General features: G+C 60.7%; 14 protein-coding genes. 12 read left to right on the forward strand and 2 right to left on the reverse strand.

Annotated features, from left to right (window positions below):
* Position 1 precedes the first annotated feature (1 nt).
* The 4 genes from C6W91_RS18540 to C6W91_RS18555 all read left to right on the forward strand — a co-directional run bounded on the left by C6W91_RS18540 (position 2) and on the right by C6W91_RS18555 (position 4,211).
* Positions 2–298, forward strand: coding sequence for a virulence factor (locus C6W91_RS18540; RefSeq protein WP_274829279.1), 297 nt, complete (start codon positions 2–4; stop codon positions 296–298).
* Between the two features lie 26 nt (positions 299–324).
* Complete coding sequence (locus tag C6W91_RS18545; RefSeq protein ID WP_065273465.1) at positions 325–1,257, forward strand: 5,10-methylenetetrahydrofolate reductase; 933 nt, start codon at positions 325–327, stop codon at positions 1,255–1,257.
* Positions 1,258–1,260: 3 nt separating this feature from the next.
* Positions 1,261–2,322: a methyltetrahydrofolate cobalamin methyltransferase gene (locus tag C6W91_RS18550; protein WP_065270345.1), complete on the forward strand. Its 1,062-nt coding sequence runs from the start codon at positions 1,261–1,263 to the stop codon at positions 2,320–2,322.
* A 281-nt stretch (positions 2,323–2,603) separates the two neighbouring features.
* Positions 2,604–4,211, forward strand: coding sequence for a PAS domain-containing sensor histidine kinase (locus C6W91_RS18555; RefSeq protein ID WP_274837108.1), 1,608 nt, complete (start codon positions 2,604–2,606; stop codon positions 4,209–4,211).
* 234 nt (positions 4,212–4,445) lie between these two features.
* On the opposite strand, the gene C6W91_RS18560 is transcribed toward C6W91_RS18555, so the two are convergent.
* A complete protein-coding gene (locus C6W91_RS18560) occupies positions 4,446–6,494 on the reverse strand; it encodes an ASKHA domain-containing protein (protein WP_274837107.1) in 2,049 nt (682 codons plus the stop codon).
* Positions 6,495–6,762: 268 nt separating this feature from the next.
* On the opposite strand from C6W91_RS18560, the gene guaB reads away from it, so the two are divergent.
* The 3 genes from guaB to C6W91_RS18575 all read left to right on the forward strand — a co-directional run bounded on the left by guaB (position 6,763) and on the right by C6W91_RS18575 (position 11,843).
* The gene (gene guaB / locus C6W91_RS18565; protein ID WP_065270343.1) at positions 6,763–8,211 is read left to right on the forward strand and encodes an IMP dehydrogenase; all 1,449 of its coding nucleotides are present in this window, start codon (positions 6,763–6,765) and stop codon (positions 8,209–8,211) included.
* A gap of 49 nt (positions 8,212–8,260) precedes the next feature.
* On the forward strand, positions 8,261–9,436 hold the full coding sequence (locus tag C6W91_RS18570; protein WP_274837106.1) for an RsmB/NOP family class I SAM-dependent RNA methyltransferase: 1,176 nt from the start codon (positions 8,261–8,263) through the stop codon (positions 9,434–9,436).
* 94 nt (positions 9,437–9,530) lie between these two features.
* Complete coding sequence (locus C6W91_RS18575) at positions 9,531–11,843, forward strand: ATP-binding protein (RefSeq protein ID WP_274829284.1); 2,313 nt, start codon at positions 9,531–9,533, stop codon at positions 11,841–11,843.
* Between the two features lie 60 nt (positions 11,844–11,903).
* Here the strand turns inward: C6W91_RS18575 and C6W91_RS18580 are convergent, their stop codons facing one another.
* Positions 11,904–12,500: a gamma-glutamyl kinase gene (locus C6W91_RS18580; RefSeq protein WP_274837105.1), complete on the reverse strand. Its 597-nt coding sequence runs from the start codon at positions 12,498–12,500 to the stop codon at positions 11,904–11,906.
* Positions 12,501–12,933: 433 nt separating this feature from the next.
* Here C6W91_RS18580 and C6W91_RS18585 point away from each other — a divergent pair, with 433 nt between their 5' ends.
* From C6W91_RS18585 to C6W91_RS18605, 5 genes are read left to right on the forward strand one after another with little or no spacing between them, the layout of a single operon-like run.
* Positions 12,934–14,058 (forward strand): Gfo/Idh/MocA family protein, encoded by a 1,125-nt coding sequence (locus C6W91_RS18585; RefSeq protein ID WP_082995959.1) that lies wholly within the window; start codon positions 12,934–12,936, stop codon positions 14,056–14,058.
* Positions 14,046–15,017 (forward strand): NAD(P)-dependent oxidoreductase, encoded by a 972-nt coding sequence (locus tag C6W91_RS18590; protein WP_274837104.1) that lies wholly within the window; start codon positions 14,046–14,048, stop codon positions 15,015–15,017. Before C6W91_RS18585 ends, C6W91_RS18590 begins: the two co-directional genes overlap by 13 nt.
* Entirely contained in the window at positions 15,014–16,228 is a 1,215-nt protein-coding gene (locus C6W91_RS18595) for a glycosyltransferase family 4 protein (protein WP_274837103.1), read from the forward strand. Before C6W91_RS18590 ends, C6W91_RS18595 begins: the two co-directional genes overlap by 4 nt.
* Positions 16,225–17,184: a glycosyltransferase family 2 protein gene (locus C6W91_RS18600; RefSeq protein WP_274837102.1), complete on the forward strand. Its 960-nt coding sequence runs from the start codon at positions 16,225–16,227 to the stop codon at positions 17,182–17,184. Before C6W91_RS18595 ends, C6W91_RS18600 begins: the two co-directional genes overlap by 4 nt.
* Before the next feature lie 11 nt (positions 17,185–17,195).
* Positions 17,196–19,295, forward strand: a complete 2,100-nt coding sequence (locus tag C6W91_RS18605) for an NAD-dependent epimerase/dehydratase family protein (RefSeq protein ID WP_274837101.1) — start codon at positions 17,196–17,198, stop codon at positions 19,293–19,295.
* Positions 19,296–19,390 lie beyond the last annotated feature (95 nt).

Consider the following 19,390-nt stretch of genomic DNA (forward strand, 5'->3'; position numbering starts at 1 on the left):
CATGCCTGACGTCACCATCGTATACTGGCGCGATATCCCGGCTCAGGTCATCGTGGGCAAGGGCCGCCGCGGCGCCAAACGCCAGCTCGAAGAACGGTTCGAGCAGGCCATTGACCGCGCAGCGATGAAGGTGAACGCCAAGGATGCGGACGCCTATCTCGCGGAATGGCGCAAGGCGGCTCCCTTTGCGGCGGAGGGCGATCCGGCAGAGATCGCCGAAGCCGAAGCGGTACGTCTGGAAGGAGAGTTCGATCAGGAGCGTCTGAAAGCCCTGATCGCGAATGACGGATGGGCGTGAGCCTGACACCACTATGGGAGGCCGTGATGGCTTTGTTGAACTTCAAGAAACGCGAGGCCACCAGCCCGCAGCCCGTCAACCCGCAGGTCGAAGCCTTCCTTGACGGATATTCGATCGAGGTGATGCCGCGCACCGCGACCAAGGTCGAGGATTTCCGCGATCTGCTGCCCGCAGGCACCCGCGTCTATATCGCCCATATCGAGGGCACGCCCATCGAAGACATGGTCGAGACCGCCAAGCGTCTGAATGCCGAGGGCTTTCCCGTCATGCCGCACTTCCCGGCGCGGATCATCAAGGACGAGGCGACCCTGGCGGACTGGATCGCGCGCTATCAGGGCGAGGCTGACGTCAAACAGGCGCTGCTTCTGGCCGGTGGTGTGGCGCAGCCGCACGGTGCCTTCGACAGCTCGATGCAGCTCCTGGAAACCGGACTGTTCGACAAGGCGGGTTTCTCCAACCTGCACGTCGCGGGCCACCCCGAAGGCAACAAGGACATCGATCCGGACGGTTCCTCGAAGAACGTGATGGAAGCGGTTCTGTGGAAACAGAAATTCTCGGAGCGCACCGATGCCAAGATGGCGCTGGCCACACAGTTCGCCTTTGAGGCAAAGCCGATCATCGAATGGGCTGACGGTCTGAAAGAGGCCGGTGTCGACCTGCCGATCCACATCGGTATCGCCGGTCCGGCCAAGCTGCAGACGCTGATCAAATTCGCCATCGCTTGCGGTGTGGGGCCGTCGCTGAAGGTGCTGCAGAAACGCGCAATGGACGTGTCCAAGTTGCTGCTGCCCTATGAGCCGACCGATGTCGTTGCCGAGCTTGCTGCCCACAAGGCCGCGAACCCGGACTTCAACATTACCAATGTACACTTCTTCCCGCTGGGCGGCATCAAGACCAACGCCACCTGGGCCATCAACAACGGCGGCGCCTCGGCGCAGCCTGTCAACTCCCAAGGATAAGACATGACCCGTACTGTCGTAGAATCAAAAACAAAAACTGCTGTCCTGGGCTTTGATGAGCCGTTCTGCGTGATCGGCGAACGGATCAACCCTACAGGCCGTAAAAAACTGGCAGCAGAGCTGGAAGCGGGCGATTTCTCCACCGTTGAGAAAGACGCACTGGCACAGGTGGCGGCCGGGGCCAATATCCTCGATATCAACGCGGGCGTAGTCTATAATTCTAACCCCAACCCGAACGAGACCGAGCCGCCGCTGATGACCAAGATCATCGAGTTGGTGCAGGGTCTGGTCGACGTGCCGCTGTGCATCGACAGCTCGGTCCCCGAGGCGCTTGAGGCCGGTCTGGCAGCCGCGCAGGGTCGCCCGCTTCTGAACTCGGTCACCGGTGAGGAAGAGCGCCTGGAACTGGTTCTGCCGCTGGTCAAGAAATACAACGTGCCGGTGGTTGCGATCTCCAACGACGACACCGGGATCTCGGAAGATCCCGACGTGCGTTTCGCCGTGGCCAAGAAGATCGTCGAACGCGCTGCCGATTTCGGTATCCCCGCGCATGACATAGTGGTCGACCCGCTAGTAATGCCGATCGGCGCCATGGCGACCGCCGGGCATCAGGTCTTCACCCTGGTGCGTCGCCTGCGCGAAGAACTGGGTGTGAACACCACCTGCGGTGCGTCGAACATCTCCTTTGGTCTGCCGAACCGTCACGGCATCAACAACGCCTTCCTGCCGATGGCAATGGGCGCGGGCATGACCTCTGCGATCATGAACCCGGTGGCGCTGCCGGTGACGCAAAAGGCGATTGCCGAGAAGAAGGAACAGGTAACCGCCGCTGGTATCATCCTGCCCGAAGGCATGGACGATGAGACCTTTGTCACCCTGTTCGGTCTCGGCTCGACCAAGCCGCGCGCGGGCAAGGAGATGGAAGCGATCCGCGCTGCCAACCTCTTGACCAACAATGATCCGCACGGCGGTGCCTGGATTGCCGCCAACAAGGCGCCCGCAAAGGCTGGCGAAGAAGGCCGTGGCCGCGGTGGCCGCACCGGTGGCCGTCGCCGCCGCGCCTGAACCTGATAACAATATAGTGAGGGGAGGCCGGGATTTGTCCCGGCCTTTTCTTGTGTGCGGTCTGGGGGGCACCGTATTTCGACAAACGGAGCAGGGGCGACAGTGTCCTGTGCGTGTGTTTCCTGAGCCAAACGTTGCGGGTGCGGTCGGATTGCGCACAAACCTTTGGCAAAAGGTTATCTTCAGACTTCGTTAGCGGTGATCCATTTACAGATTACAACAGAGGAATGGTTGCCCATGGTCAATTGGGTGACGTGTCCGAGCTGCAAGGGAAGCAACGGGTGAAACGACTTCAGGTGACCGATTTCTATTCCATGCTGGATTCGATTGGCATGGCGGTGATCGTTTTGGAGGTCGGCGACGATGGGATCCCCCGATATGCCGCGATGAATTCGCGCGCCCGGGCTATTTCGAAACTTCCGGCAGAGGGTTGGTTTGGCAAAACTGCGATGGAAGTATTTGGCGGTTCCACCGGCGAGCGGGCTCTTGCCAAGCATATCGAAGTGGCGCGCGCTGCCGAAGAGGTAACCTATGAGATCAATCTCCCTGCGGTCCACAAGGAACGATACATCCGTACGACTATGAGCCCGGTCTTCGACGAGACAGGCAAGCTGACGCACCTTGTCGGCTCGTCAGCAGATGTCACGTCGGAACGTGAACGCGACGCGGCTTTGGAACTGGCCAAGATCGCAAAGCAGGAGGCGGAGGCGGCCAGCCAGGCCAAGGAACGGTTCTTGGCTGAGATGAGCCATGAGATCCGGACGCCGATGAATGGCATCCTTGGCATCTGCGAGTTGCTGCAAGACACCAGTCTGGACGAAGAGCAGTCCCTGCTTGCCAATACGATACTGAGTTCTACCAATGCTTTGCTGAAGATCGTCAACGAAGTTTTGGATTTCTCGCAGATCATCGCGGACAAGATTTCACTGCACTATGAGCCTTTTTCATTGCGCGATCTTGTTGATGAAATCGTCACGCTTTTCTCGGCCAAGACCTCGTTCAAGGGGCTTGAGTTTCGCTTGGATTACCCTGATGCCGTGCCATCCGTTTTTGTGGGGGATGCCAGCAAGACCCGTCAGATCCTTTTGAACGTGATCGGAAACGCGATTAAATTTACCGACGAAGGTCATGTCTCTCTGGTGGTTTCCTATGATCCGGCTTCCGCAAGGGGGCCATTGCAATTCGTGGTTTCGGATACCGGCTGCGGGATCGAGGAAAGTAAGCTGCGTTCGATCTTTTCGGCCTACGAGCAAGCCGCCAGCTCGCCGCAGGCGCAGGCAGAGGGCACGGGGCTGGGCCTTGCAATCTCGCGGGCGCTGATCGAACGGATGGGGGGCGACATCACCGTCGACTCGGCGCCAGGACAGGGCGCGCGTTTCTCTCTTTGGTTGAACCTTGCGCCAGATACTGCTGATCCGCGGCGGGCAGAGACTGCGGGGAAGGCAGTCCCCAATCAGATCAACGGTGGTCTGGAACGGGATGTTGGGACCGACACGGGTATCGCATCGGACCGGCTGCATGGGATGAAGATCCTTGTAGCCGAGGACAACAAGACCAACCAGATGGTCGTGGACAAGATGCTCCAGAAACTAGGGGCACAGGTCCGTCTTGCGGAAAACGGTGCTGCCGCCGTCGAAAACTATCTGGGCGCGGACTACGACCTGATCCTCATGGATCTTTCCATGCCGGTCATGGGCGGGCTGGAGGCGGCGCGCAGGATCAGACAGCACGAGACAGAAACCGGCCGCGCCGAATGCCGGATCGTTGCGCTGACGGCGAATGCCCAGAAAAGCGACACAAGGGCCTGTTTCGAGGTTGGCATGAATGGATTCCTGACCAAGCCGTTTCGCAAGGCCGAACTTCTGGCCTGTCTCGCTTCACTCGACTGAGGTCTGGTCGGGTCCAGTGGTGTCGGCTGTGCGGTACGTGATGGACGGCAGTCAAAGCGATCGCGTGTTTGGGACGGCCGCAACCTGGCTACATGATGTGATTCAATCTGATCCTCACGTGGGCTTTGGCCAGCAATCTTGGGGCAAAGGGGGGGACATGAAAAAACGTCCCGGTAACCAATACCGGGACGCCTGGCGTCAAGCCCCAGTGGGGCACAGTCTTGGGTGAGCGACTTAGCCGCGCCGACGCCTGCGTCTGCGCCCGCCGTCTGCCGCGCCATCGCCGCCGCCGGTGTTGAAGTTGACCTCTGGCAGGGTGACCACCGTTTCCAGGATCGGGAAGGGCTCGACCGAGTTCGGAATGGCCGAGGCATTGACGAAATGCTCCTGGAACCGGGGCTCGACTGCGGTTTCCACCTTTTCGATCTGGCGCACGGTCTCTTCGATTTCACGGCGGGCCTCGGTGTTCAGAAGCGCAATGCGCGCACCGGTGCCTGCGGCGTTGCCGGCGCTGGTGACCTTTTCCAGCGGACAATCGGGGATCATGCCCAGAACCATCGCGTGTTTGGCCGAGATATGGGCGCCAAAGGCGCCGGCCAGCACCACGCGGTCCACGGTGTCGACGCCGAATTTGTCCATCAGCAACCGCGCGCCAGAGTAGAGCGCCGCCTTGGCCATCTGGATCGCCCGGATGTCAGGGTTGGTGACAGTAATCGTCGGACCGCCATCGGCAGATCCATCCCAGAGGACATAGGCGTTGGTGCGCCCGTCCTGAATACAGCGGCTGGAGCCGGTCTGTTCTGCCGAACCGATGAGGCCCGAAGCATCGAGAACACCGGCAAGGCGCATTTCGGCAATCGCTTCGATAATGCCTGAGCCGCAGATGCCGGTGATGCCGGTGGTGGCAATCGCCTCGGCAAATCCTTCCTCATCCGACCAGAGCTCCGATCCGATGACGCGGAACCGCGGTTCCTTGGTTTCGGGATTGATCTCGACCCGCTCGATAGCGCCGGGGGCGGCGCGCTGACCGCTGGAGATCTGCGCGCCCTCGAAGGCTGGACCTGTGGGGGACGAGCAGGCGAGGACCTTTTCCGTGTTGCCCAGCAGGATCTCCGCATTGGTGCCCACATCAACCACCAGCACCAGATCCTTGGATTTATCCGGTGCTTCGGACAGGGCCACGGCGGCAGCATCGGCGCCCACGTGGCCGGCGATGCAGGGCAGCAGGTAGACACGCGCTGCGGGGTGGATGTTGAGATCCAGCTCGCTGGCCCGCAGGGACAAGGCGTTCGAGGTCGCCAGGGCAAAGGGCGCCTGACCCAGTTCGAAGGGATCAATGCCAAGGAACAGGTGGTGCATCACCGGGTTGCAGACAAAGACCGCATCGACGATCAGCGTCTGATCAATCCCGGCCTCTGCCGAAATCTGGGTGAACAGCTGCGCCATTCCTTCGCGGACCGCGCGGGTCATCTCCTGATCGCCGCCCTTGTTCATCATTGCATAGCTGACCCGGCTCATCAGATCCTCACCAAAGCGGATCTGCGGGTTCATGATGCCGGAGGAGGCGACGACCTCGCCAGTTTTCAGATCGCACAGGTGGGCCGCGATGGTGGTGGAGCCTAGGTCAACCGCCAGCCCATAAAGCGAGCCTTCGTAGAGGCCAGGCCAGATATGCATGATGCGCGGCGGCGTGTTGCTGTCGCCCAGATGCACCGCGACGGTGACCTTCCAGCCGCCCTTGCGCAGGACGGGCTGCATGGTTTGCAGGATTTGCAGATCGCACTGGACGTTCTCGATCTCCCACTGAACCCGCAGGGCCTCGGCCAGCCGCTCCAGATCGCCCGAGGGCTTGTGCATGTCGGGCTCTTCCACCTCGACGTAGAACAGGCGGGTCGACGGGTTCATCACGATGTCGCGCGCCTCGGCCCGTTTGCGGACCACCTGCCGGTGGACCTGGCTTCCGGGAGGAACGTCAATCACCACGTCGCCTTCGATCAGGGCCTGACAGCCAAGGCGACGGCCATCGATCAGGCCACGCTTGTCCTTGTAGCGCTGTTCAACCTTGTTCCATGGGCTCAGCGCGTCGTCCTGCACGGAGACGCCGAGTTTCGAGAATTCGCCATAGGAGGGGGTGATCTGACATTTCGAGCAGATGCCCCGGCCACCGCAGACGGAATCCAGATCGACCCCAAGCTGCCGCGCAGCTGTCAGAACCGGGGTTCCGGCGGGGAACCGGCCGCGTTTGCCGGAGGGGGTAAACACAACGAGAGGATCGTCAGCCATGCCTGTGCCTTTTCACTAGAATTCTGTGGCGGAGCATAAGTTCTTTTTGCCCAAGGGAAAGGCGGCCCGCGTCATTTTTGGGCCTGGTTCCGGCATTTTTCAAAAATGAGCATCTGAGATGCGTCTTGAGCCTGCCGTACGCCCCGTTTGCCTGACCCGGAGGCCCTTGCAACGGGATTTGATCTATTTCTTGTCGTGGCCTCTTTTCCCTCCCGGGCTTCTGTGACATAGGGTCACCGCCAAACGGGGTTTTGCATGGGGATGACAAATGCAGATTCGTGAGGCTCTCACATTTGATGATGTTCTTCTGGTTCCGGGGGCATCCGAAGTGCTGCCCAGCACGGCGGACACACGCACCCGCGTGACACGCTCGATTTCGCTCAACATTCCGCTGCTCAGCTCGGCCATGGACACGGTAACCGAGGCCCGCATGGCGATTGCCATGGCGCAGGCCGGTGGCATGGGCGTCATTCATAAGAACCTCGATACCGAAGAGCAGGCCCGGCAGGTACGCCGGGTCAAGCGTTTCGAAAGCGGTATCGTCTATAATCCCATCACCCTGACGGCAGATCAGACCCTTGCCGATGCCAAGGCGCTGCAGGAACGCTACCGCGTGACCGGCTTTCCGGTGGTTGACAGCGATGGCCGTGTGGTCGGCATTGTGACCAATCGCGACATGCGCTTTGCGAGCGATGACAACACGCCGGTTTCGGTGATGATGACATCGGACAAACTTGCGATCCTGCAAGAGCCTGCCGACCGCGAAGAGGCGAAATCCCTGATGAAGGCGCGCCGGATCGAAAAGCTGCTGATCACCGATAAATCGGGCAAGCTGACTGGCCTTCTGACCCTGAAAGACACCGAACAGGCGGTTCTGAACCCAACCGCCTGCAAGGACGATTTGGGCCGTCTGCGCGTCGCAGCGGCCAGCTCGGTTGGCGATTCTGGCTTTGAGCGCTCCGAGGCGCTGATCGATGCCGGTGTCGACATTGTTGTGGTTGATACCGCCCACGGCCATTCGGCAGGCGTGATCGAAGCTGTGAAACGGATCAAGGCGCTTTCGAACGAAGTGCAGGTGATTGCTGGTAACGTCGCCACCGCCGAAGCGACCCGCGCGCTGATTGATGCGGGCGCGGATGCCATCAAGGTCGGGATCGGCCCGGGCTCGATCTGCACCACTCGCATGGTGGCGGGCGTGGGTGTGCCGCAGCTGACCGCTGTGATGGATTGTGCCAGCGCCGCAGGCGACACTCCGGTGATCGCCGATGGCGGCATCAAGTTCTCCGGCGATTTTGCCAAGGCGATTGCCGCCGGCGCCTCCTGCGCCATGGTCGGCTCGATGATCGCCGGCACCGATGAAAGCCCGGGCGAGGTGATCTTGTATCAGGGCCGCTCGTTCAAGAGCTATCGCGGCATGGGCAGCCTTGGCGCCATGGCGCGCGGCTCGGCCGACCGCTATTTCCAGAAGGACGCCGCCAGCGACAAACTGGTGCCCGAAGGGATCGAAGGTCAAGTGCCCTACAAAGGTTCCGCAGGCGCGGTCATTCACCAGTTGGTCGGCGGTCTTCGCGCGGCCATGGGCTATACCGGCTGTGCGACGGTCGAAGAGATGCGCCGCAACTGCAACTTCGTGAAGATCACCGGTGCTGGCCTCAAGGAAAGCCACGTTCACGACGTGCAGATCACCCGCGAAAGCCCGAACTACCGGATCGGATGATCTTAATGCGCAGTACTGTGACAGCGTCAGCGAAGATCGGGGCCGGGGCGTGACCCCGGCGGCCCGCCTGCAGGCGGCGATCGAGGTCCTGGATCAGGTGATTGCGGGCGAGGCGGCGGAGAAGTCTTTGACGGGCTGGGCACGGCGCAGTCGCTTTGCCGGCTCCAAGGATCGCGCGGCAGTGCGCGATCACGTCTTCACGGCGCTGCGCTGCTTTCGCTCCCATGCGGTTCTGGGTGGCAGCCTGACGGGCCGGGGCCTGATCCTTGGCGGTCTGCGCGAGGCGGGCGTCGATCCCTCCGATATGTTCACAGGTGAAGGTTACGCCCCTGCGCCGCTCAGCGCCGAAGAACAGGCCGAGCCTGTAGGTTTTTCCAGTCCGGCCGAGGAATTTGATATTCCGGACTGGCTCTGGTCCTCCTTTTCAAGCAGCCTTGGGGACAAGGCCGAGGCCGCAGCGCAGGCACTGCGCCAGCGCGCGCCGGTGCATCTGCGGGTGAATCTTCGCAAGGCCAGCGTCGCGGAGGCCCGCGCCGCACTGGAGGGCGAGGGGATCTCGACCGAGCCCCACGCCGCGTCGCCCACCGCGCTGGAGGTCACCGAAGGTGCGCGCAAACTGCGCAACGCCGCCGCCTATAACAGTGGTCTGGTCGAGCTGCAGGATGCCGCGAGTCAGGCGGTGGTGGATATGCTCCCCTTGCGTGATGGCATGAAGGTGCTGGATTTCTGCGCCGGGGGTGGCGGCAAGAGCCTTGCCATGGCGGCGCGCGCCAAAATCCGGCTGACCGCACATGACATCGATCCCCGCCGAATGAAGGATTTGCCAGATCGTGCATCCCGCGCCGGGGTTCAGATCAGCTGCCAGCCGACCGAGGCGGTCCGCTCTGCGGCGCCCTTTGATCTGGTGCTTTGCGATGCGCCCTGTTCCGGCTCCGGCTCTTGGCGGCGCGCACCCGAAGGCAAATGGCGCCTGACGCCGGAGCGGCTGGACGAGATCCGGGCCATTCAGGCCGAAATTCTGGATGAAGCGGCTGAACTCACTGCGCCAGACGGTGTGCTGGCCTATGCCACCTGCTCCATGCTGGAGGCGGAGAACGGCAATCAGATCCGTGCCTTCCTGTCCCGCAGCCCGGAATGGCAACTGATCGGCGAAAAATCCTGGGGGGTGCAGGATGGCACCGATGGCTTCTTCGCAGCGATGTTGACGCGGTCGAAGGCTGATTGATAAGTATCTGTCAACAAAAGCCGCTGCACCATTAACGTGGCCTTAACCTTGATGGCGGCGTATTGGCGGCATCTTGTCTTTTTTCGGAGCCGTAATGACAGGTCGCCCCACTTCCTCCGTTCCTTCATTGCGGGTGAATACCCCAGAGAATAAACGCCTTTTGATCGTTCTGCTGCTGGCAGGCGCAATGCTGGTGGCGCCTTGGGCGCTTGAGTGGCCTGACCGGGTCGCGCGCGGAATGCTCGCCGTTTCGCTGACTCTGGTGGCGGTGGCGCTTCTGATGGTGCTGCAATCCAGGGTGCGACTGAATGCCCGGGCGATGGCGACGGATCTTCTGACCGGTTTCATCGAAAAGGACGCCACGCCCACCTTCGTTACCGATGTGGACGGCAGCATTCACGCCTGCAACGAGGCCGCCGTGAAGCGGTTTTCCGAAGGCAAACAGGAAACGCTCGCCGGCACATTGCGCTCGGTTCTGGCCAATCCGACAGCAGTACTGTTCCGCCTGCAAAGCCAGGCGGCAAAAAGCGGTGCTGCGCGTGAGGATATCGTTACCCGGCGGGGTCATGTACGTCTCGCGGTGCACCAGATGCAGGGCGGCAGCTTTTTGTGGCGGGTTGAGGATATTGCCGAACGCAGCGGCGGCAGCGGGCGCGGTGCTGAGGCGGTGCCAATCCCGATGATCACCGTGGGCCGGTCCGGCGCGGTTTTGTTCATGAACGAGGCCGCCCGCAAACTGATCGGCGAACGGGTCAAATCCACCGAGCGCCTGTTTACGGCGTTGCCGGTCAATCCCGGCCAACTCAACACCATCATGACCCAATCCGGGCCGGTGGACGTCTTGGTGACCGAGCTGAACCGCACCCAGGGCCGCAGCGAGCTTTACCTGATGGAGGTGGACACCTCCGGGCTCAGCGCTTCCAGCTCCGGGTTCGAAAGCTTGCCCGTGCCCTTCCTGAAAGTTGCGCCCAGCGGCGATATCCTGTCTCTCAACAAGATGGCCCAGCGTCTGCTGGCGGTGGAGCCGCGCGACGATCTGAAACTCGGTCAGCTGATGGAGGGACTGGGGCGCCCGATGTCCGATTGGCTGCGCGATACGGCCGCAGGGCTGGCCTCTAACAAGTCCGAATTCCTGCGGCTATCGCGCCGTGACCGCGAGGTTTTCGTACAGGTGACCCTGACGCGCACCTTCGAAGAGGGCGCGCCGGTTTTGATCGCGGTGCTGAACGACGCGACCGAGCTGAAGACGCTTGAGGCGCAATTCGTGCAAAGCCAGAAAATGCAGGCCATCGGCCAGCTTGCCGGCGGCGTTGCGCATGACTTCAATAACCTGCTGACCGCCATTTCTGGCCATTGTGACCTGCTGCTGCTGCGCCACGATCAGGGCGATCAGGACTATGGTGATCTGATCCAGATTCATGAAAACGCCAACCGGGCGGCCTCCCTTGTCAGTCAGCTTCTGGCGTTTTCGCGCAAGCAGACCCTGCAGCCCGAAATCCTTGACGTGCGCGACACGCTGTCGGACCTGACGCATCTGCTGAATCGTCTGGTCGGGGAGAAGGTGACTCTGACGCTCAGCCATGATCCGGTGATGCGCTCGATCCGGGCGGACAAACGCCAGCTGGAACAGGTGCTGATGAACCTTGTGGTGAACGCCCGCGATGCGATGCCCAATGGCGGTGAAATCCGCGTCGAGACAGAAGCGGTTACGCTGACGGCACCGCTGGAACGCGACCGGGCCAAGGTGCCTGCGGGCGATTGGGTCACCATTCGGGTGTCAGACGAAGGTGTCGGGATCGATCCGGACAAGATGCAGAAGGTGTTCGAACCCTTCTACACCACCAAACGCACCGGCGAGGGCACCGGTCTGGGCCTGTCGACCGCCTATGGCATCATCAAACAGACCGGTGGCTATATCTTCATCGACTCGGTCAAGGATCATGGCACCCGCTTCACCCTGTTTTTCCCGGTGCACAAGCAAGACGCCGTGGAACATGCCCCAGTCGAGGCACCCGTCGAGGAAACCGCCGCGCCGCAGCATGGCGAGGGTGTGGTATTGCTGGTCGAGGATGAGGCGCCGGTGCGCGCCTTTGCATCGCGCGCGCTGCGAATGCGCGGCTATACGGTGCTGGAGGCAGAATCCGCCGAAGACGCGCTGCGCACGCTGGAGGATCCGGGACTGAGCGTCGATGTCTTTGTCACGGACGTTGTGATGCCGGGCATGGATGGCCCCAGCTGGGTACGCGAGGCACTGAAAGAACGCCCCGATACCCGTGTTGTCTTCGTTTCCGGCTATGCAGAAGGCGCCTTCGGCGAAACGGACCCGGATGTGCCGAACTCGGTGTTCCTGCCCAAACCCTTCTCGCTGAGCCAGCTGACCGAAACGGTACACGCCCAACTTCACTGACGCTGCACAGGCGCTGCCTGCTTTCGGCAGCCAGTATTTTTCTGACGAAAGGCGTCGGCGTTAGCCGCCGATGCTGTCGTAGAGGTCGAAATCCGCCGCACGCTTACGCCGCAGGATGGCTTCGACCTTGGGATCCAGTGTCAGCTCCATGGCGGGGCTGACGTTCTGGCGGTCGGTTGCGATCTTCATATCAAGCCGTTGCTCCAGAAAGGCTGTGAGCGCGGGCTGGTCCTCATATCGGAACAGATGCGTCACTGCGCAGCCATTACGCTGTGGCTCCAGAAACTTAGCCTGACTTCCCACATCTGCAAATTTCGGCACATCGCCTTTGCAATAGGCTCGGACGAAATCGTCGAAACTGATCCCTTTGGTAGAATTCGGGGACCCATCCAGAAACGGCCGTTGACGAAACCGGTACCAGCTGCCCAGCCAGCTGATCGGCTCACGCATCACGGCGGCCAGCTCCAGCTCAACACCGCAGACCCGTTCGAACATCGGCCGGAACCAGCGGTTATAGCGGAACACAGGGGCATGTTTCAGCTGCGGCGGATCGGAGACCACGAAATCAGCACGATCCCGCAACGCCGCCTGATAGGCCGTGGTGCCGGTTTTCGGAACCGAAAGAAGAACCAGCCGTTCGTCATAAAATACAAGCATTGCCACGGGGCTCCGAAAGGAAATCAATCTAAGACATACTATCAGATTGCACGTGTCACAATTATTCCATTCAAAGGACAACAAAAGCGCCGCGAGAGCTTTGATGCGGTAGAGTGCAGTGCATTTCGCGTGGTCAGCTGAATACCTCGTGGAGGCCTTCGCTATTGAGGCAATGCTGCAAAGCACCTGATTTTCGGTCTGGAAAGCGGGAAGAGAAGGTAAATTCTCCGCTCTGAAATAGCGCAAAGCGACAACGAACGTTGCGGAAACGCGCCATTTTTGCCCATCATTCAGAATTCGAAGTCTCGCCGAATTCTGGCCATTTTTGTAAAATAGGCAGATGTCGTGGGAAAAGGCAGGTCTTATTAGTGCTCCTTGAAAGTTTGGCAGGTGTGTCCCGTTCTTGCGGGTTTTTCTTATCGGGGGCAGGGGCATGAAACAGCGGCTTCTGGTACTTGGCTGCGGCTTTGTGGCCGACCTTTATATGCGGTCCTTGGCGGTGATGCCGGGGATCGAGATCGCGGGCGTGTTTGATACCGACAAACAACGGCTCAAACACTTCTGCAGCTACTGGAACCTGCCGCTTGCACCAACGTTTGAAGCATTGTTGCAAAGCGCGCCGGGCGCGCTCGTTCTCAACCTGACAAATCCAGGATCCCACTTTGAAACCAGCCGCGCCTGTCTGGGTGCGGGCCACCCAGTATATTCCGAAAAACCCCTGGCGACGACCTTTCCTGAGGCCAAAGAACTGGTGGATCTTGCCATTAGCCGCGGCTTGCAGATCGCTTCGGCCCCTTGCTCGGTCCTGGGGGAAGCGGCGCAAACTCTTGGTCAGGCTCTTCGCAACAATACCGCAGGCACTCCGCGCGCTATCTATGCCGAGCTGGATGACGGTTTCATCACCCAGGCCGAATACCACAAATGGCAGACGGAGAGCGGCGCGCCTTGGCCCTATGAGGATGAATTCCGGGTTGGCTGCACGCTCGAACACGCAGGCTATTACCTGGCCTGGCTGATCAGCTGGTTCGGAGCAGTCCGCACGGTAGTTGCCGCCAGCGCCGAGGCTGTTCCGGGCAAGGAGGGGCACGGACCGCATGCGCCGGATCTGTCGGTGGCGACCCTGTTTTTCGAGAACGGCCCGGTGACGCGACTGACCTGTTCCTTTGTTGCGCCGCACAACCACCAGATCCAGATCGTCGGCGACGCAGGCGTGCTGAGCTGCGATGAAGCCTGGGACAATGATGCGAAAATCCGGTTCGCACGGCGTATCAAACTAAGGCGGCGCCTGATGGAATCGCCGTTGAAGAAACGGATCCGGCTCAAGCAGCCAACCCATCCCAAGGTTAGGAAGTGGGGGGCAGCGGCGATGAATTTCATGCTTGGCCCCGACGAAATGCTATCCGCGCTTGCTGAAGGACGCCCAGGGCGGCTGTCCGGTGATTTCGCCTTGCACCTGACCGAAGTCACGCTGGCTATCCAGAACGCAGGCGAGTTCAGCGGAGCCCAGACCATGACAACCCGCTGCGATGCGATGGAGCCGATGCCATGGGCGCAGTGAACCGTATCCTGATCACCGGCGCGAGCGGCTTTGTCGGCTCCGCTGCCCTGCGCGCCGCCCGCGATCAGGGGATCGAGGTGATCGCGCTATACCGCGGCCTGCCGCACGCCGCGTGGGAGGATGATTTCGGCATCACTGCGGTAAAGCTGGATCTAACCGCAGCAGACGCCACCGAACAGCTGACCCCACTTGTCAGCGAAGCCGGTGCAATCATCCATGCCGCAGCGCATCTGGGTGATGATGCGGCGGCGCACGACCGTGTGACCCTGGGGGGGACGCAAGCGCTGCTTTCTGCTCTGGAAAACTGGTGCGGCACGTTCGTGCTTGTCTCTTCCATTGCGGTCTACGACACGGTGGCGCTTGCCCCCGGTGACGCTCTGGACGAAACCTGCGCTCTCGCAACCGCCCAGAAAGCCCGCGATGCCTATTCTAAGGCAAAGCTCACACAGGAAGCGCTGGTCCAAGAGGCTATGCCCGATGCCTGGCTGATCCGGCCCGGTGCGGTTTGGGGGGCCGGACGAACGTGGAACGCTCTGCTGGGGTTCTGGGCAGCCAAGGTTTTCGTGCAGATCGGCAAGGATGGCGCCTTGCCTTTGGTTCATGTTGATCATCTTGGCGAGACCCTGATCCGGGCAGCGCAGAAGGAACCAAAGGGAACGGTGTCGATCAATGTGGTGGACGATGATCTGCCTGACCGGAGGCGGTTTGTGTCGGTGCACAAAACTCTGACTGGCTGGCCCAAGTTCGTCCTTCCCATTACCTATGACGTTTGGCTGAAGCTGGCGCGCCTGTTGCGGCCGATATCAGCGGGGTTGCCGGGGTTGTTTCAGGAACCGATTATTCGCGCACGGCTGATGCCGCTGCGCTATCCCAACGCGGCCTTGCGGGCCACATTGGGTGGCAAGGATCACGCGCCATTCGAAGAGATGATGGCACAGAGCATCGCAGGTGAGCCATGACATTGCCCAAGCTTGCCTATCTGACCGGAGAATACCCGCGCGCCTCGGATACCTTTATCCAGCGTGAAGTCACGGCGTTGCGGGCGCTGGGTCATGATGTCCTGACCTGCTCGATCCGGACCACGGGGGCCGAGCACCTAGTGGGTCCAGAGCAGCGCCAGGAGCATGCCTTGACCTTCAAGGTGCTTGGCGCCTGTAAAAAGCCCCTGCGCCTGCTGCGCGCGCATCTGCGCTGGATGCGAAATCCCGGCCGTTATATCGCTGCCTTGCGACTGGCCTGGAAAACGGCGCCCCGAGGGGTAAAGGGGCGCCTCTATAACCTGATCTACTTCCTTGAGGCGGGCGTCTTGGCGGATGAGCTGCGCCGACAGGAGGTCGATCATCTGCACAATCACATCGCCACTGCCGCTTGCACTGTGGCAATGCTGGCCTCGGAACTATCGGGCATCCCCTACAGTTTCACGATCCACGGGCCGGACATCTTTTTCAATCCGAACCATTGGCGGATCGATGAAAAGGCCGCGCGGGCGCGGTTTGTTGCCTGCATCAGCGAATTCTGCCGATCACAGCTGATGTGTTTTGCCGATCAATCCCATTGGGCGCGCTTTCATATCATTCATTGCGGCATTGACCCAGGCCGCTACACTTCTGCGCCTCACAAGGGTGCAAACCTGCTCTTCGTCGGGCGGCTCGCGGCGGTCAAGGGTCTGCCAATTCTGCTTGATGCGTTGCGGGACCTCTCTGGCGACTGGAAACTGACGGTGATCGGAGACGGTCCGGATCGCGCCGCGCTTGAGGCGCAGGCACAGGGGCTGAATGTCGATTTTCTTGGCTACCGCTCGCAATCCGAAGTCGCAGAAGCGCTCTCGAACACCGACGTCTTTGTCCTGCCCAGCTTTGCCGAAGGAGTGCCCGTGGTTCTGATGGAGGCAATGGCCTCGGCTGTGCCGGTTGTTGCAACAAGGATTGCAGGAATACCAGAACTGGTGGATCACGCCACCAGCGGGCTGCTGGTACCGCCCGGCGATCCGCAAGAGCTGCGCGCGGCCCTGGACCATATGTTGGCGGACAGCAAGGCCCGGCAGGACATGGGGCTGGCGGGTCGTGCAAAGGTGTCCGACGATTTCAACATACATACCGAAGCCGCCCGCCTGTCCCGCCTGTTTACCAGCTATTCAGGCGGCAGCACCGTTCTGGAGAAGCGTCCATGACGCCGGTCGATATCGTTCTCATTGGGCGCAACGAGGGCGCGCGTCTGATTGCCTGCCTCGACTCGGTCCAGGGGCAGGCTCGGCACATTGTCTATGTGGACAGCGGCTCAGACGATGACAGCCTTCACGAGGCCCGCAAGCGCAACGCCAAAGTGGTGGAGTTGGATATGTCGATCCCCTTCACCGCGGCGCGTGCGCGAAACGCGGGGTTTGACGCGCTGGAGGATCCCGAGCTTGTCCTGTTCATCGATGGCGACTGTGTTCTGGCTTCCGGATTCGTAGAGGCCGCGCGCGATTATCTGAACGATCATCCAGAGGTCGGCATGGTAACCGGCTGGCGCTCCGAGATCCATCCGGAGGCCAGCCCCTATAACCTTCTCTGTGATTGGGAATGGCATCGTCCGCCGGGCGAAATCATGGCCTGCGGCGGCGATATGATGGTTCGTGCTGCGCTATGGCAGGCCGTGGGCGGTATGAACCCGCAGGTGATCGCTGCCGAAGACGATGAGATCTGCTGCCGTTTTCGCAAATCCGGCCATACCCTCTGGCGCATACCCAGTGGCATGACACGTCATGATGCGGACATGCTGCGTTTTGGTCAGTGGTGGACGCGAGCGGTGCGCACCGGCCACGGCTTTGCGCAGGTGCATCATCTTCATCCTGACTATTTCACCACAGAATGCAGGCGCGCCTATGTTTACGCCCTTGCGCTACCGCTCTTCGCACTCGCTGTGGCTGTGGTGTGGTGGCCGTTCAGCCTGCCCATTCTGGGGGTCTATGCGCTCAATTGGGCACGCTCAACGGCGGGATTGCGCCGGGATGGCATTCCGCTCACCAAGGCAAGATACCTTGGCTTTCTACTGAGCCTATCAAAATTTCCGAACCTGATCGGCATGGTGCAATTTCACCTGCGCCGCCTAACCGGGCGCGACATGCGCATCATCGAGTACAAGTAAAGGAACATTCCATGGCGAGCGAAACCCGCATAGGCCTGATTGGCGCCGGATATATTGCCACCTGGCATGCGGACGCCCTCAAGGCGACGCCGAATGTGCGGATCGCGGCGGTCTGCGATGTCAATGAAACCGCGGCCAAAGGGTTCGCAGGACGATATGGTGCGCAGGCCTTTACCTCTGTCGATAATCTGATCGCTTCTGGTAGCTGCGACGCCGTGCATATCCTGACCCCGCCGCATCTGCACCGGGCGCTGGCCATCAAGTGCCTTGAAGGCGGGCTCGATGTGTTGGTTGAAAAACCGGTTGCTGAATCAGCGGCCGAGACCCGCGAGATCGAGGCGGCAGCCACCAAAGCAGGCAAGCGGTTTTGCGCCGGGCACAACTTTCTGGGTCTTCCCTCCTATCAAAAGATGAAAAAGGACATGCGCGCTGGGGCCTACGGACGGGTGTCTGGCTGTGACATCAGCTGGGCGTTGCCGCTCGCACCGCTCCGCTCTGGGCCTTATAATCTTTGGCTTTTGCGCGAGCCAAAGAACCTCCTGCTTGAACTAGGGCCGCATCTTTTTGCCTTTGCGCATGATCTTTTTGGTCCTGTCGAGGTGCTCCATGCCCAGGCGGAATGGCCCGTCGGCCTGCCTGGAGAGGATATGCGCCCGCAGGGATTCCGGATCCTCGCGCGGGCTGGCGCGGTGCAGATCACCTTTACCCTTGCCATGGTCGAAACCACCGACAACCGAAGCGTGACGCTGCGCGGATCCAGCGCGCGGGCGCGGCTGGACTATGCGCAGGACGTGCTTGTTGTTGAGCGGGAAAACACATCGGACTTGGTGGCCAACCCGCTGCGTAGACAGCTGGACCTGTCCCGCCAGCACCTGTGGCAGGGGATAGGGAACGCGGCGGTTCAGACTGCGTCCCTCAATACCAAAAACCCATACGGGCGCAGCTTTCGTGGCATGAATGCGGCCCTTTATGCAGCGGGTCCCGGCGCGGCGCATGCAAAGCCTTATGCTGGCGAAACCGCGATTGAGGTCATGCAGGCGATCGACGATGCTATCGCTCTATTGCCCGAAAAGGTTTTGCGCGCCGCCGCACCTGCCGTTCAAACCAGAAAACCAAAGCCAAGCGTCATGGTGATCGGCGGAACCGGTTTCATCGGCCGGGCACTGACACGGCGCCTTGTCGCCGACGACCGCGATGTGCGGGTCCTGTCGCGCAGCCGCTCTGGCCCGTTTCCTGATCTTCCCGACCAGGTGGAAACCGTGAGCGCCTCGCTACACGATCTGGAGGCATTGACCGCAGCAATGCAGGGGATCGAGGTGGTGTTCAATTTAGCAAAGGCGCTTGAAACCACATGGGAGGATTGCCTGATCAACGACGTGGGGGTTGCGACACGCATCGCCGAAGCCTGCCAAATGGCAGGTGTAAAACGGTTGATCTACACTGGCACCATCGCAAGTTATGACATGTCGAACCCTGCACTGACCATCACCGAAGAGACGGGATTTGCAGAGGATCTGACCGACCGCAATCTCTATGCGCGGTCCAAGGCAGAATGCGAAAAGCAGCTGATGAAGCTCCACCGCGAGCGCGGGCTGCCTGTAACAATTGCCCGTCCCGGAATCGTCGTCGGGCCCGGCGGACCGCTGCAGCACTGGGGGATCGGTCGATGGCACGGTGCCGGGGCGGTTCGCATTTGGGGGCACGGGCGCAATATCCTGCCCTTCGTCCTGAACGAAGATATTGCAGATGGACTTGTCCGGATGATGGATGCCCCGGTCGAAGGGCAGAGTTTCAATCTCATCGGTGAGCCGATGCTTTCCGCGCGTGACTATTTTGACGCCATCGAGACCGCACTCGGCGCCAGAATCCGCGTGAACTCCGGCAACCTGTATGCATTCTACGCGTCGGATGCGGTCAAATATGCGCTCAAGAAATATGCTCTGCGCCGGTCCGGCGTAATCCGACCCAGCCTCGCAGATTGGAAAAGCCGAGCACATTATTCGCCATTCAGCAATGAAAAGCCAAAACAGGTACTCGGCTGGAAACCGGAAACCGACCGTGCGGTGTTCGTTGAGAACGCCATAGCCAATGCGAACTTGTTTGGGTTTTGATCCGAGGGGAAGGGCCCTCAGTTTCCCCCCCCCTTGCCTGAAGTCAGAATTATTTAGAAGCTCCCTGCAGTCTGTCCGCATCGTTTTAAAGACTG

This window comes from Phaeobacter sp. SYSU ZJ3003, assembly GCF_041300735.1.
GTDB lineage: Bacteria > Pseudomonadota > Alphaproteobacteria > Rhodobacterales > Rhodobacteraceae > Phycobacter > Phycobacter gallaeciensis_A.

Excerpts from the sequence above, each read along its gene's own strand:
- C6W91_RS18540 (WP_274829279.1), top strand. The coding sequence starts at position 2 with ATGCCTGACGTCACCATCGTATACTGGCGCGATATCCCGGCTCAGGTC.
- C6W91_RS18545 (WP_065273465.1), top strand. The coding sequence starts at position 325 with ATGGCTTTGTTGAACTTCAAGAAACGCGAGGCCACCAGCCCGCAGCCC.
- C6W91_RS18550 (WP_065270345.1), top strand. The coding sequence starts at position 1,261 with ATGACCCGTACTGTCGTAGAATCAAAAACAAAAACTGCTGTCCTGGGC.
- C6W91_RS18560 (WP_274837107.1), bottom strand. The coding sequence starts at position 6,494 with ATGGCTGACGATCCTCTCGTTGTGTTTACCCCCTCCGGCAAACGCGGC.
- guaB (WP_065270343.1), top strand. The coding sequence starts at position 6,763 with ATGCAGATTCGTGAGGCTCTCACATTTGATGATGTTCTTCTGGTTCCG.
- C6W91_RS18575 (WP_274829284.1), top strand. The coding sequence starts at position 9,531 with ATGACAGGTCGCCCCACTTCCTCCGTTCCTTCATTGCGGGTGAATACC.
- C6W91_RS18580 (WP_274837105.1), bottom strand. The coding sequence starts at position 12,500 with ATGCTTGTATTTTATGACGAACGGCTGGTTCTTCTTTCGGTTCCGAAA.
- C6W91_RS18585 (WP_082995959.1), top strand. The coding sequence starts at position 12,934 with ATGAAACAGCGGCTTCTGGTACTTGGCTGCGGCTTTGTGGCCGACCTT.
- C6W91_RS18590 (WP_274837104.1), top strand. The coding sequence starts at position 14,046 with ATGGGCGCAGTGAACCGTATCCTGATCACCGGCGCGAGCGGCTTTGTC.
- C6W91_RS18595 (WP_274837103.1), top strand. The coding sequence starts at position 15,014 with ATGACATTGCCCAAGCTTGCCTATCTGACCGGAGAATACCCGCGCGCC.
- C6W91_RS18600 (WP_274837102.1), top strand. The coding sequence starts at position 16,225 with ATGACGCCGGTCGATATCGTTCTCATTGGGCGCAACGAGGGCGCGCGT.
- C6W91_RS18605 (WP_274837101.1), top strand. The coding sequence starts at position 17,196 with ATGGCGAGCGAAACCCGCATAGGCCTGATTGGCGCCGGATATATTGCC.